At 57.3% G+C, this 12,978-nt stretch carries 14 protein-coding genes; 8 read left to right on the top strand and 6 right to left on the bottom strand.

Features of this window, described 5'->3' with window-relative positions; all coding sequences use genetic code 11:
- The first annotated feature begins 2 nt into the window (after nt 1–2).
- On the top strand, nt 3–1,211 hold the full coding sequence (manD, locus tag GQ59_RS28865; RefSeq protein ID WP_037088076.1) for a D-mannonate dehydratase ManD: 1,209 nt from the start codon (nt 3–5) through the stop codon (nt 1,209–1,211).
- A 14-nt stretch (nt 1,212–1,225) separates the two neighbouring features.
- Nucleotides 1,226–2,380 (top strand): mandelate racemase/muconate lactonizing enzyme family protein, encoded by a 1,155-nt coding sequence (locus GQ59_RS28870; protein ID WP_037088078.1) that lies wholly within the window; start codon nt 1,226–1,228, stop codon nt 2,378–2,380.
- A 229-nt stretch (nt 2,381–2,609) separates the two neighbouring features.
- Here the strand turns inward: GQ59_RS28870 and GQ59_RS28875 are convergent, their stop codons facing one another.
- Both GQ59_RS28875 and GQ59_RS32435 read right to left on the bottom strand, forming a co-directional pair.
- The gene (locus GQ59_RS28875) at nt 2,610–2,945 is read right to left on the bottom strand and encodes a hypothetical protein (protein ID WP_037088082.1); all 336 of its coding nucleotides are present in this window, start codon (nt 2,943–2,945) and stop codon (nt 2,610–2,612) included.
- Nucleotides 2,946–3,342: 397 nt separating this feature from the next.
- Complete coding sequence (locus GQ59_RS32435) at nt 3,343–3,519, bottom strand: hypothetical protein (RefSeq protein WP_156376367.1); 177 nt, start codon at nt 3,517–3,519, stop codon at nt 3,343–3,345.
- Nucleotides 3,520–3,728: 209 nt separating this feature from the next.
- Between GQ59_RS32435 and GQ59_RS28880 the strand changes: the two genes are divergently transcribed.
- Nucleotides 3,729–4,079 carry a response regulator gene (locus tag GQ59_RS28880; RefSeq protein ID WP_037088086.1) on the top strand — a complete coding sequence of 117 codons (351 nt, stop codon included), beginning with the start codon at nt 3,729–3,731 and terminating at the stop codon, nt 4,077–4,079.
- A gap of 55 nt (nt 4,080–4,134) precedes the next feature.
- Here the strand turns inward: GQ59_RS28880 and GQ59_RS28885 are convergent, their stop codons facing one another.
- From GQ59_RS28885 to GQ59_RS28895, 3 genes are all read right to left on the bottom strand, one after another.
- Nucleotides 4,135–6,726 carry an HWE histidine kinase domain-containing protein gene (locus tag GQ59_RS28885; RefSeq protein ID WP_037088088.1) on the bottom strand — a complete coding sequence of 864 codons (2,592 nt, stop codon included), beginning with the start codon at nt 6,724–6,726 and terminating at the stop codon, nt 4,135–4,137.
- Nucleotides 6,727–6,945: 219 nt separating this feature from the next.
- Entirely contained in the window at nt 6,946–8,430 is a 1,485-nt protein-coding gene (locus tag GQ59_RS28890; protein WP_341872406.1) for a PAS domain S-box protein, read from the bottom strand.
- A gap of 168 nt (nt 8,431–8,598) precedes the next feature.
- Nucleotides 8,599–9,459: a transglutaminase-like domain-containing protein gene (locus GQ59_RS28895; RefSeq protein WP_037088111.1), complete on the bottom strand. Its 861-nt coding sequence runs from the start codon at nt 9,457–9,459 to the stop codon at nt 8,599–8,601.
- A 150-nt stretch (nt 9,460–9,609) separates the two neighbouring features.
- On the opposite strand from GQ59_RS28895, the gene GQ59_RS28900 reads away from it, so the two are divergent.
- The 3 genes from GQ59_RS28900 to GQ59_RS28905 all read left to right on the top strand — a co-directional run bounded on the left by GQ59_RS28900 (nt 9,610) and on the right by GQ59_RS28905 (nt 11,371).
- Nucleotides 9,610–9,801 carry a CsbD family protein gene (locus GQ59_RS28900; protein ID WP_037088114.1) on the top strand — a complete coding sequence of 64 codons (192 nt, stop codon included), beginning with the start codon at nt 9,610–9,612 and terminating at the stop codon, nt 9,799–9,801.
- A 655-nt stretch (nt 9,802–10,456) separates the two neighbouring features.
- On the top strand, nt 10,457–10,594 hold the full coding sequence (locus tag GQ59_RS32440; RefSeq protein WP_156376368.1) for a hypothetical protein: 138 nt from the start codon (nt 10,457–10,459) through the stop codon (nt 10,592–10,594).
- A 387-nt stretch (nt 10,595–10,981) separates the two neighbouring features.
- Nucleotides 10,982–11,371: an ester cyclase gene (locus tag GQ59_RS28905; RefSeq protein ID WP_037088095.1), complete on the top strand. Its 390-nt coding sequence runs from the start codon at nt 10,982–10,984 to the stop codon at nt 11,369–11,371.
- 129 nt (nt 11,372–11,500) lie between these two features.
- Here GQ59_RS28905 and GQ59_RS28910 read toward each other — a convergent pair whose 3' ends face one another.
- On the bottom strand, nt 11,501–11,818 hold the full coding sequence (locus GQ59_RS28910; protein ID WP_037088098.1) for a hypothetical protein: 318 nt from the start codon (nt 11,816–11,818) through the stop codon (nt 11,501–11,503).
- A 232-nt stretch (nt 11,819–12,050) separates the two neighbouring features.
- Here GQ59_RS28910 and GQ59_RS28915 point away from each other — a divergent pair, with 232 nt between their 5' ends.
- Complete coding sequence (locus GQ59_RS28915) at nt 12,051–12,260, top strand: cold-shock protein (RefSeq protein WP_037079037.1); 210 nt, start codon at nt 12,051–12,053, stop codon at nt 12,258–12,260.
- A 119-nt stretch (nt 12,261–12,379) separates the two neighbouring features.
- Entirely contained in the window at nt 12,380–12,604 is a 225-nt protein-coding gene (locus tag GQ59_RS28920; protein ID WP_037088101.1) for a hypothetical protein, read from the top strand.
- The last annotated feature ends 374 nt before the right edge of the window (nt 12,605–12,978 follow it).

A 12,978-nucleotide genomic window follows, 5' to 3' on the forward strand; every position in this document is an offset into this window, starting at 1 on the left:
CGATGAAAATTACCGACGTCAAAATCATTGTCTGCTCGCCCGGCCGCAACTTCGTCAGCGTCAAGATCTTCACCGACGAGGGCCTGACCGGGGTCGGCGATGCGACGCTGAACGGTCGCGAAAAGGCGGTCGTCGCCTATCTGGAGGAGCACCTGGCGCCGCTCCTGATCGGCCGCGATCCGAGCCGCATCGAGGATATCTGGCAGTATTTCTACAAGGGCGCCTATTGGCGCCGCGGCCCGGTGACCATGGCGGCGATCGCCGGCATCGATACCGCGCTCTGGGATATCAAGGCCAAGGCCGCCAACATGCCGCTATACCAGCTTCTCGGTGGCGCGAGCCGCGAGAAGGTGCTCTGCTATACCCATGCCCAGGGCACGGATATAGCCGAAGCCGTCGAAGCGGTCGGCAAGCGCATAGAGCAGGGTTACAAGGCGATCCGCGTGCAGGTCGGCATTCCCGGCCTGCCGGATGTCTACGGCACCGGCAAGAAATCCGTCACCAACAATGCCGCCGACGATGCGTTTCCGCACGAGGAAACCTGGTCCACCTCCAAATACCTGCGCTACATCCCCGAACTGTTCAAGGCGGTGCGCGAGGCGCATGGCTGGGATATCGAGCTGCTGCATGACAGCCATCATCGCCTGACCCCAATCGAAGCCGCCCGGCTTGGCAAGGATCTCGAATTCGCCCGGCTATTCTGGCTAGAGGATACCGTCGCTGCCGAACACCAGGAAGGTTTTCGCCTGATCCGCAAGCACACTACGACGCCGCTCGCCGTCGGCGAGGTTTTCAACACGATCTGGGATGCGCGGCTTTTGATGGAAGAGCAACTCATCGACTATATTCGCACCACGACCGTGCATGCCGGCGGCGTCACCGCGCAGCGGCGGATCATGGATTTCGCGAGCGTCTATAACGTCCGCACGGCCTGCCATGGCGCCATGGACATGTCGCCGATCTGCCTTGGCGCCAATCTGCATCTCGACCTCTGGGTGCCGAATTTCGGTATCCAGGAATATTCCGGCTACCTGCCAGAAATCCTCGACGTCTTCCCGAGTGCCTGGAGCCTTAAGGACGGTTACCTGCATCCGGGCCAGGCGATCGGCCACGGCGTCGATATCGACGAGAAGCTTGCGGAAAAATATCCATACCAACGCGCCTACCTGCCGGTGAACCGTCTCGAAGACGGCACCCTGTGGCACTGGTAATTCGGGAGAAGACGATGAAGATCACAGCGATCAAGAGCTACGCCGTCAAGGTCGGCATCCGCAACCAGCTTCTGGTGAAGGTCGAGACTGACGACGGGGTTTTCGGCTGGGGTGAAAGCGGTCTCTCCGGTCGCGAAAAGGCCGTGGTCGGCGCGCTTGAACATTATGCGGAATTCCTGCGCGGCCGCGATCCGTTCAAGATCGGCGCGCTCTGGCAGGAAATGTACCGCAGCCAGTATTTCGAGGGCGGCCGCGTGCTGCAGGCGGCGATCTCGGCGATCGACATTGCGCTCTACGACATCAAGGGCAAGGCGCTCGGCGTGCCGGTCTATGAACTGCTCGGTGGCAAGCAGCGCGACCGCATACCGACCTTCGCGACGACGTTTGCGGAACCCGGTCCCGCGATGGTCGAGCAGGCGCAGTTGCTGGTCGAGCACGGCTGGACAGCGCTACGCCTGTCGCCCTCCGGCCACGAGCATAAGGACATCTACGAGCCGCGTGAACACATCGCCACGACCGCCAAATGGTGCGTCAAGACCCGCGAGGCGCTCGGCGACGACGTCGTGCTCGGCATCGATTATCACCATCGCCTCTCGGTTGCGGAGGCCGCAAGCTTCTGCCAGAAGATGCCGAAGGGCACGCTCGATTTCCTCGAGGAACCGATCCGCGACGAGTCGCCGAGTTCCTACGAGGCGCTTCGCAGGATGACCGACGTTCCCTTCGCGATCGGCGAGGAGTTTTCCTCGAAATGGCAGTTCCAGCCCTATATCGAGCGCGACATCCACCAGTTCAATCGCCTCGACGTCTGCAATGTCGGCGGACTGACGGAGAGCATGAAGGTCGCTGCCTGGAGCGAGACCCATTACGTCGATATGATGCCGCACAATCCGCTCGGTCCGGTCTGCACGGCGGCGACCGTCCATTTCTCGGTCGCGGTCGCCAACTTCTCCTGGCTGGAGACCCGTGCGAGCCCGGCGGAAACCCATCTCGGTTTCGACAATTCCGAATTCTTCCCCGTCCAGCCGCGCCTGGAAGGCTCGTACTATCCAGTTCCCAATACGCCGGGACTGGGGGTCGAGGTCAACGAGGAACTCATCGCCAAGCAGAGCTTCGAATTCTGGGAGGCGCCGCATCTGAAGCGCCGCGACGGTTCCGTCACCAACTGGTGAATTGACAAATGGATCACCAATGCGTTGGGAGCAAGAAATGCGCCTATGCTCTGAGTGAGCATGGATCGACGTTATCTGTGCGACAGTGTCGCCCACCCTCGAATGACCCGTCCCGCCTTTGATGACAGCATCACGGGAACGGCTCAGACAGCAATGGCTTCGCTTAGGCTTTTCCGAGCTGTCCGAGTGTCGGTTGAGTGACGTAACGTTTGCGACGCGATTGCCTGCACTATGGCAAGCTGTTCTTCAGCAGATAGCCCAGTTTGTAGGCAAGGACCTCACGACGCTTTTCCTCGGCTCGCAATTTCGGTAACGTCTCAGGCTTGCACCAGAATACCCGCGACGCAGCCGTCAGCGTTCCGCATGGGCTGGTAGACGAGATCGTAAAGCGGTCCTGCTCCTCACCTTCCGGCCCTCGGTTCAGCTTGATCAGAAGGTCTCTGGCGATAAATGGTTCACCGGTACCATAGACCGTATCGAGAATGCCGATAGAGCCCTGGCGGACCACCTCGGATACTGCACCGGCGACAATCTTGACGATAATGTCGCGTCCGGCTCCGATCATCGCGTGCTATTGTTCGTTGGCACATTCGAACACATGGTCTTTGCCGGCCAGCATAACGATCCCACCAGGGTTCAGTTCAAAGACCTGCACGAAGCGCGATTTGAGGCTCTCCTGCTCCCGTCGCGCTCGAACCTGGGCTGTTGTTTCTGTCCAGGCACAAAACATTCCGAGCACAGAACCCCAAGGATGGCGGACAGGCGTTTGAGAGAAAGCGAAGTGCGTTTCCCCGGCAAATCCGTTCCGCTGCATCGAACTCGATGTCGTCCATCGATGTGCCCTAGCCCGCCTACGCGGCCGATTTGATCGCTTCGGCCTGATCCCTGATATCGGGCCACAAAGCATGGAAACTGCGCCCAGAGGCGGCGGATATCGATTGCCACACATTGCTGCTTAGCCGTCATTGTAGAGCGTAACCTGCTCGGGCACAGACGATCAGCATCGGTTGCAGTGCACCCAGCATGACGCTCGTCAGGGTCTTCAGCTGCGGGCGGCCAACCCGAAAGCGGCCCGAGAGGTCGACCAGTCGAATACCTGAAATATCGTTGCGCAACCACTGGGCGGAAACGAAATTCACGGCTGCGTCGATCCCGGTGCGGGGTGTTGCCCGGTATATGTAAAAGGTTTCACCGTTGGAAAGCCGGAGAGCAATCAATTTCGAGGCCGGTCGGCGGAGTGTTCAGAGCTTGTCGTCGGAAACCTGACCCGAGTAGCGAAGTTTTCGGAATTGCGGAACGATCAATGCGGCCACGGGTTGTGGGCAACACGCAACGAGGAGCGAACTGCATGCGAAGAGTGTTGGTGGTTGAAGATGAGGCATTGATTCTCCTCACCGTTATCGATGCGCTCGAAGATGCTGGTTTCGAGGTCATTGAAGCGAGCACCGCCGACGATGCGGTAGAGATCATCAATGAGCACACCATCCATTTTCTGTTCACAGACATCCAGATGCCGGGTGAACTCTCCGGTGTCGATCTTGCGCATGTCGTTGCTGAGCGCTTTCCGGAGGCCGGCATCATCGTGGCGTCCGGCCGGCTGACACCAGGCGATGTAAACCTTCCCGCTGACGCGCAGTTTTTTTCGAAGCCCTATGATTTCGCAACGGTGGTGGACAGGCTTAAAGAATTCCGCCGATAGCCGAGGTTCTAGTCAATTACGACCAGCCAATCGTGAGCCGGTTGAGAGTTCAAAATCATCGTTCCGCAGGCGGGGATTTTGCAGCGGTAAATCGAATACGAATAGCCTCATCCATTGCCAACGCCAATGCGTCCTCCGCGACCGGCTTTCGGACAACCGGGACCGTCGAAAATGCGTCCGGAATACTCGTGCCATCGCGGTAGCCGGTCGCAAAAACGTAAGGCACGCCTCTACCTTCGAGTTCCTTCGCAACATCTTCAGACGTCGTCAGGCCAAGATTGAGATCCAGCACGGCGCAATGCGGTTGCGCTGCAGATATTGCGTCTAGCGCCACATCGACGCTGGCGGCTACCGTCACCTTGTGTGCTCCAAGAGAGCGGAGCAGTTCCTCAGTATCCATGGCAATCAGTGACTGATCCTCGACAAGCAGTACGTGCTTGCCCTCAAGAGATCGAGGTGCCGCTGTAACACTTGAAGGCACCGCGGTGCGACGATCACCGACAGGGCGAAGGTGCGCCTTTGGAAGGACGATCTCAGCCTTAAGCCCCTCTTTCGCAAATTCGATGTCGACGGTTCCGCCGAGGTCGTGGGATATGGTCTTCTCGATCAGATTGGAGCCGAAGCCGCGTCGCGTCGGCGTGGTAACCTCGGGGCCGCCACTTTCCACCCAGTTGAGGTGACAGTCGCCATTGGCTGTCAGAGACCACGCAATATCGAGCCGGCCGGACGGGACCGACAGGCTTCCATACTTTGTGGCGTTGGTCATCATTTCGTGAAGTAGCAGCGCAAAAACGCCAAAGGCACGCTCTGTGAGGCCAATCTCCTGACCATTGATCGCAATGCGGTTCGGCATCTTGCTGAACCGGTGCATTCCCGCCTCGGCCTCGATCAGTCCCCGCAACTCTCCACCTTCTGTGCCGGCGAACGATTGGTCATGGGCGTGGGAGAGCGCCCGAAGTCTGCCCTCGAACGATTTGGCGTAATCATCGACCGTCTCTGCATTCGCTCCGGTCTGGGTCGCGATCGACTTCACCAGTGCGAGGATATTTTTGACCCGATGGTTCAACTCCGAATTGAGAAGCCGCCGCTGGCTTTCCGTCTTCTCGCGCTGCTCTTCTGTTGCGTCGTTATGCGACAACATGACGTCACGCACATAACTGCGGATCGCATCCGCGACCACGATGTCGGCGCGGGTCCAAGGTAGCGACTTATGGCGGACATCCTCGCGCCACGTATCGAAGCTACCGCGCGGGCTCAGTCGCCTGCCGTTCTCAGTCAGCTCTTCCTGCTTTCTCGGCTCGCCGGCCCATTCGATCTCGTGTGCTTCTTCACTCCGAAAAAACACCAGAAAGTCAGGGGAAGAGACGGAAATCGGAATTGCCAACAGGCCCGCCACCCGTGTCCCATATTCCTTGATGTCACCAGTCTCGGAGCGAATATCCTGCGTATCCCAGATATTCCGTCCGGCCTTCTCGGCGACGAGCGTCATGAGGTCTGAAATCATCTCGGGCGAAGGAGATACCCCAAAAGACGCCCATTGCCCGCGCGACCAGAGGCCTGCTCCATCGCTTGCGATCAGTGATGAGAACTCGCGCAATCTTCTTTGAAGGGTGATCTCGACCGGCTCGGTCGGATCAACATCCGCGATAATGGCGTCTAAGCGGCTGCGGGTCCCGGCTGCCGCCGCTTTCTGCTCGCGGTTTTCGATAGTAGCGACGTGCAGCGAGAAATATTGGGCGAACAGCTCTGTCGCTACACGCAGAGGGATTGAGAGTGATTTCGGGATGTTGTGATGACAGGCAATGAGGCCCCACAGTTCCCCATCGACGACGATCGAGATCGACATGGATGCCGCGACGCCCATGTTACGCAGATATTCGCAGTGGATTGGTGAAACACTTCTCAGATGGGCGAAGGAAAGATCGACTGCCGGCTCGTCGTCACGGATGCTCGGGATCAGTGGGACGGGCACGAAGGAAGCGTCCCCGATCACGCGTACCCAGTTCTTTACGTAAAGCTTACGGGCCTGAACCGGAATATCGGATACAGGAAAATGTTGACCGAGGAAGCTGCCTAAGGAAGGATCCTTGGCCTCGGCGATCACCCTGCCGGCGCCATTGTGCAAAAACCGGTAGATCATAACCCGGTCGTAACCGAGCATCGCACGGATAAGACGCGCCACAGCCTTGAACAACGTATCGAAGGTTTTGTAGCCATCGACCCTTCGCACAAGAGATTGCGTGAGATGGAGGGCGACCTCGGTATCCTCGGGCGAGGCGGGATCCTCCAACTCGAGGAACGTATTCCCATTGTAACGATGGGCAGTGATATCGGCGACGTGATCACCATCCCCCAGCTTCGCCTTCAAAACAACGCCGGCGATATGGCCGGCCCCGGCGCGGGCAATTGCGTTGGCAATGTCATGAGCGACGCTGCCGCCAACGACGTCAGCCAGTTCGGCGCCTTGGTAGTCGCGATTGGTCTGGCCGAGATACTGGTCGATATTGTCTGAAACGAAGGAGATCAGGCCCTGTTCATCAAGGACGATCATCGCCCCGTGGGGCTGGATGCTTCCAGGAATATGGATGGGTTCTCGATCGCAGTTGGAGAGATCGATCTTGGACCTATCATAGCTCAACGTGGGCATCCTGCTCTGTTATAGGATCTCTTAGCGTAGTGCCGTCCCACCACCGTGCTTTGTCGGGGTGTTCACAGCTTGATTGGGTCATCTGACAAGTCAGATTTGCGGGTTCTTCTCTCAATGTCAGTGAATGTCGACCTGATCGTAAACTACCAATCATCTAGTCTCCGACGGGTAACTCGGCAAGAGACAAAAATACCAATAGAACTGGCTATTTTATACTGCTTAGTTGGGTTTGGTTGGTCCGGCCTTGCCGCTGACGCCTCTTTCCTTTGCCCAAAGGATCGCAGCCCCGCGCCGGTTGACCCCGATCTTGCGGTAGAGCGACGAGACATGGTTTCTGACGGTATGGCGCGAAAGCTTGAGACGCTCGCTCATCTGATGGTCGTTCATGCCCTGACAAATGAGCGACAGGATGTCCTGCTCACGCTCAGTCAGGTCCGCAAGCCGCGTATCTTTTACGACAGCCGAGAGGTTGGATGTCCGACGCAGTGAAGCCAGCTTTTCCACGATCCCGCGGCTGAACCACGATGTATCGGTCATCACGGCCTCGATCGCAGACATCAGCTCCTCCTCCGAGCGTTTCCGATCGGTGATGTCCTGAATGACCATCATGATGCAATCAATGTCGTCGATCTTGATCTCTTCTGACGACAAGAGGCAATCAACCAAAGCGCCATCGCGCGACTTCAGCCGGAAATCGACGTTCCGCAGTTTACCACCCTTGCGCAAGGCCTGCTCGACATCCTGTCGCGCGTCTTTGTCGAGCCAGAAATCGAGATCAGCCTGGCTGCGCCCCATCACGTGCTCTTCCGGGGAGCCAGTCAGCTGGAAAAATGCGGTGTTCGCTTCTATCACCTCGAAGTTCTTCGCCCTGACGATAACGGTTGGGACTGGCGACAAGCCAAAAGCTTTCGAGAAGCGCTCCTCGCTTTGTTTGAGAACCTGTTGGGCTTTCTTGAGCGGCTCGATATCTGCGAACGTGAATAACATGCAGGGTTCGCCAGCAACCTCAATAGGTTCACCGGCTACGATCACCGGCCTTGCGCCTTTGCCGGGAAGCGGGATGATCGCCTCCATCTGGGGAATGGTGCGACCCTGTTTCAGGCGCTCCAATGCGAGTTCGCGCTTTTCAGCGAATGCTAGAACGTCGATCTCATATGCGGTTTTGCCAACAACATCGCTTCGGCTGTACCCTGTGATCTCCAGGAAGCCGGGATTTACGCGAACGTACCGAACATCCGAAAGTCTGCAAATGACAGCGGGCGCTGGGTTGGCATTGAAAGCCGCCTCGAAACGATCCTCCGCTTCGTATCTGCGCGTTTCATCCTCAATGATCCAAGCGACATAATCGGAATTCGCTTTCTGGTCGGAGACCAAGAAACAGCGGGACGTATGAATCCAGTATCGGTCCTGGTCATCTGCCGGCCGGATCTCCATCGTTACATCGCCTGAGCAGTTACTCTTAAGCAGCCGATCGACGGGATGCTCGCCGTCTGCGACGGTGTGGTTGTTGCGGTATTTGAGCGCGAACCGGCGACGATATTCCGCCAGTGTCTGTCCAAGGTCCTCTTTCTTGCCGAGGCCGTGCATCGTCAGGGCTGCATCGTTTGCCCACAGGAAGTTCAGCTCTCTATCGAGGAGTATGACGCCCTCCTTCAAGCCCGCGACAAGTTGATGGACCTGCATGCGGTCATGATGTGTATCCAAAATCAAACTCTCCTGCCAACGCGGGTCAAATATGGCATGCGACGGCAACGACAATGAAGAGCATGACGGCTGGTTCCGCCATGCATTCCCTCGGTTGCCCTTGTCCCGGATTTTTGATCAACTTTGTGAATAACGACTAATCGAGTTGAACATACTAGTGCCCTAACGTCACGCCGCGCCAGCGTTCGGTGCAGGCTCCTCCGTGGAAATTGCGTCGGTTGTGCGCCCCGGTAGTTCTGGCGACCCATCGGCATGTTCTATGGTGATTTTCACCTCTCCAAACTCGACTTGTCCGAATGGTGATGCGAAGGCTATTTCAGCGGCGTCACGGCCAACGCCAATCCGCACCAGGCCGTCAAGATTGGCTTGCCGAGTGGCGTCAAACAACCACCACCGCCCATCGAGGTAAGCCTCGAATACGGCATGGAAGTCTCTTGGCTCGAGCCCGTAGGCGTAGCAGGACACGAACCGCGCGGGTATGTTGAGCGCTCGGCAAAACGCAATCCCGATGTGGGAGAAGTCCCGGCAAACGCCAGCCCGCTTGATCAGGCTTTCTGTTGCAGTCGTCTGTTCGTTGGAGGAACCACGCTGGTAGTCGATATTGTCATAGATCCAGTTGCAAATCGAATTGACACCCCCATGGCCTGCTGGCCGGTCACCAAATTCTTTTAAAGCGAAGGCAGCCAGCCGGTCCGAAGGTACGAACCGCGAGGGTAGGAGGAACGGCATGATGTCGAGGGGGAGTTGATTGAGCGGCGTTTCCTGGACGCTATTGGGATCAGTCCGAAAGACATCAAGTGTGACCTCCGCCTCATAACGGACGTTCAGCGGGCCAGGTTGAGCGTCGATGCTGAAATATCGGTTGCGGATATCTGGCGCGATGTAGCTGCGGTGCTGATAGTCGGGCGAGATAAGCAGCCGTTCGACCAGATCATGGTGGCGAGCAAGCCTGGCGACCTCGACGTTGAAGATGAAGACGGTCGGGCTGGTGACTTCGTAGGAGAGGTCGCAGCCCAGCGAGTAGCGGATCGTCATCTGTCACCTTTCCTGAAGCAGGTCCCGTCTCGAACCGGCATAATACACGAATGACGATTGGGTTCCGGTCGTGCGGAAACGAAAGGTTTCCGCATCTGTTTGATAGACGACGAAGCGATTCCGCTTCGCATGGGAGAATTCATCATGGGTAGCACAGCAGACAAAGTGTCCGGCAAGGCCAACGAGCTCGCCGGTAAGGCAAAGCAGGGCGTAGGCAAAGCGACCGGCAGCCACGAGACACAGGCAAAGGGCGCGTCCCAGGAAGCCAAGGGCGATGCCCAGCAGGCAAAAGGGCACATCAAGGACGCGGCCAAGAGCGCCGTAGGCAAGTCCTGAGTTCGATCGACCCATCAAAAACCCGCCGCAGGTTTGCGGCGGGTTTTCTATATCCTCCGGCTGGAGATTGCGTATTCTCCGGTGAGCGGCCACAGAATGACAAATTCCTCGTCTGAGCGGACGCGTGATCAGCGAAACATCCCTCCAAGCTCACTCGGCCTTCTGATTCACCACCGACGTCGCAATGGACGTAAAACAATGTCAGTTGCCTGCTCTTCATCCAGAGTTGTCTGCAGCAGCTTCGCTGACCCTATCGGAGCGACGAGGTCGCGTATTGCGCTCGGATGAAACACAGTCCGGCCCGAGCTACACTGGGTGGGGCAATCAATCCCCGTTCGATCATGAATGTCCGCAATATGTGGGGAGGTCGAGGCAGCACTGCCCATCCTGACATACTGAGTTTCTCACGCCAGGCGGACGAGCTTGTCGAGGAGGTCTTCGATGTCTTTCGCAATCGGAGCGTAGTAGCCGATCTCCGTAAGGTATTACGGCGGCGCCTGCGGACTTGCCGTCCAGATCATCGTGGGTAAGGCCGTGGAACAACTCGCCGTCGGTATAGATGATCCCCCCGCATGCTCGCCTTCGGTGATCTCCACGAGTGTGGAAAAATCGCCGCCGATACCGACAACATGTGCGAACGGTGTAGGTCGTAATCGTGAAAGCCTATCTCCTGTGCGAGGACTTCAAGATCGAAATACGGATGGCCCTTACCTATGCCGAACAGGGTATTGATATCCGACGGGATGAAAGCGTCACGACGCTGATCAGTGGCAGTGTTTCAATGCCATCGTGAGGAAGAGCGTAGTCCAGTCCGTTCTCCCGCATCAGAAACGCCGATATGAATCGGAGAAACGGAAACCGTAGTCGCGCTTGTATATGGCCAAGCGCTCCGCGTTCGCACCGCCGTAATGCCTGATGACCAGGGGCGACGCCACGAACCTCGAAAGGCTGTCCAAGGGTTGGAACGGCACGATGTTGTCGCTGCTCAGGCCTCCTGTCATGTTATGGCCTGTGATCGATCCCAGGGCTTTCTAAGTGTAACAGGAGATCGCGTCGTCAAAGCGCTTTTTTTGCTGCCCACCAATAAGACGCCAGTCGCCGCCTTGGAGGAGGGGAGGGTGCGCCATATCTCCACCTTTCGAAAGCCGGCGATTTAGGCTTCGGCACAGGGAGACTACCAATGATCGGAGAAGTCGCCGATATTTATCGTGCCTACCTGGATTGCCTCAATCGACAGACCTGGGACGAGCTTGGCCGCTTCGTTGACGATGACGTTCAGCATAACGGCCGGCCGCTAGGGCTATCGGGCTACCGGGAAATGCTGGTGAAGGATTTCGAAGATATTCCGGATTTGCACTTCGACATACAGCTGCTTGTTTGCGAGCCGCCGCGCCTTGCCGCCCGCCTATCATTCGATTGCGCCCCGAAACGCGAGTTCCTTGGTCTGGGTGTCAACGGACGTCGCGTGTTCTTTGCGGAGAATGTCTTCTACGAGTTCACGGGATCGAAGATCAGTGCCGTATGGTCAGTAATTGACAAGTCGGCAATCGAGGCACAGCTCACAGATTAGTGGGTCGGCCAGCCGCCGCCACGACTGAGGTGCCTGGGTCGCTTCGCAGAGACGACGACATCGCACCCTAAATGCATATGACGGCTACTCCGAGTCCAAAGGCCTGCTCGCGCTCGAAGGTCGTCAAAGCTATATATCGAACGACGCCGCGGCGTCGGCCACCTCTTTCCGCATTGCGTCCAGCGATCCACGCAATACCCTGAAGTCGGCGCTCAAGTCCGGTGCTGCGTCCTGTTCCTCCCAATAGAGGAGCGTGTTGTGCCAGCCGGTTGTCGTTTCCATGAGGCCACGCATTCGCTGCATCGTTCTCTCGTCAATCTTTGCAGCCGCGCGTTCCGCATTGCGGGCGAGTTCGACGAGATCGTTGGCCTCGACACCCCAGATCGGTAAAGCCGTCCGGAGCTTGAGGATTTGGCTGTTGATGTCTTCTATCTGTGTTTTTTCCATACGACGTAAGTACCGCGCAGATGGCACTATTCAACTACGACCAAAACTAAAAATTGACCTCTCGATGATTTCATTCTATTTGTGGTTTATCGATCTTTTGCTTGCTGAACTTTGGTTTCCGCGCGATTAGCACCGCGCCTGACGAACTTCCCTTTCAAAATCAATCGCTATCACCATCCACAGGGCTTTCGCCCTGAGGTCACTCAATCTTGCTTTGAAAGGGTTCATCATCATGACCACAGGCACAGTTAAATGGTTCAATTCCACCAAGGGCTTCGGCTTTATCCAGCCTGACAATGGCGGCGCTGATGCGTTCGTACACATTTCTGCCGTCGAGCGCGCCGGAATGCGGGAAATCGTCGAGGGCCAGAAGATCGGCTACGAACTCGAACGCGACGTAAAGTCCGGTAAGATGTCGGCTTGTAACCTGCAGGCGGCTTGATTTTAGGTTTCTGCTTTCCCTTGACCACGGATGTACTGGCACTGCCGAAAGCAAGATATCTGCGAGGCCAGGCGAACAGCTTGGCCTTTTTCCGTTCTCACGACCTTTTTGGACAACCCATGACACAGACACATTCAAAATCGCGACAGCAGGCTGAGATCGCGTTCGGGCAAACCCAGACAGAATTTTTCGCGCGCGCTCACGCGGTCGAGGAACTCGACTCGATCGTCAAGGCCCGGGAAGTCAAGACATTGCGGCTTCGCGAAGCGCGCCTCGCCAAAGAGGCACAAGGTATCGCCGCAGCCGCCGAGGCCTTTATCGGCAGACGCCTTAGAAGGCCCTGATCCCACTCCCAGGCGGCGGTCGTCTTGCCGGGCAAGGGACAATGCCCAGAGAGTCTTCAAGACGGCGCACGATATCGAAACCCATCTTGACTGGGGACCAGCCCAGCTCCGCCACCCATTGGATGCAGCCGGAGTGGCGATGTGGTCCCGGAACGTCGCTAGCCCACGTGTAGTCCTTACAGAAATGGCACAGCCAAGGCATTTTACGACTTCGTACGGTCCAAGACGGGTAGCCTGGCTAGTGGGCCGTTTTTCCCGTCGCAGGCGTTGATTTTGACTTGTTCAGTGGAGGCTGGTCGATGCCTGCTTTGACCCCACTCACCCCTACAAGTGAGGAGTTCCATAATTTACCTTATGCGATGTTTGTATGTAAG

The organism is Neorhizobium vignae, assembly GCF_000732195.1.
GTDB classification, from domain to species: Bacteria; Pseudomonadota; Alphaproteobacteria; order Rhizobiales; family Rhizobiaceae; genus Neorhizobium; species Neorhizobium vignae.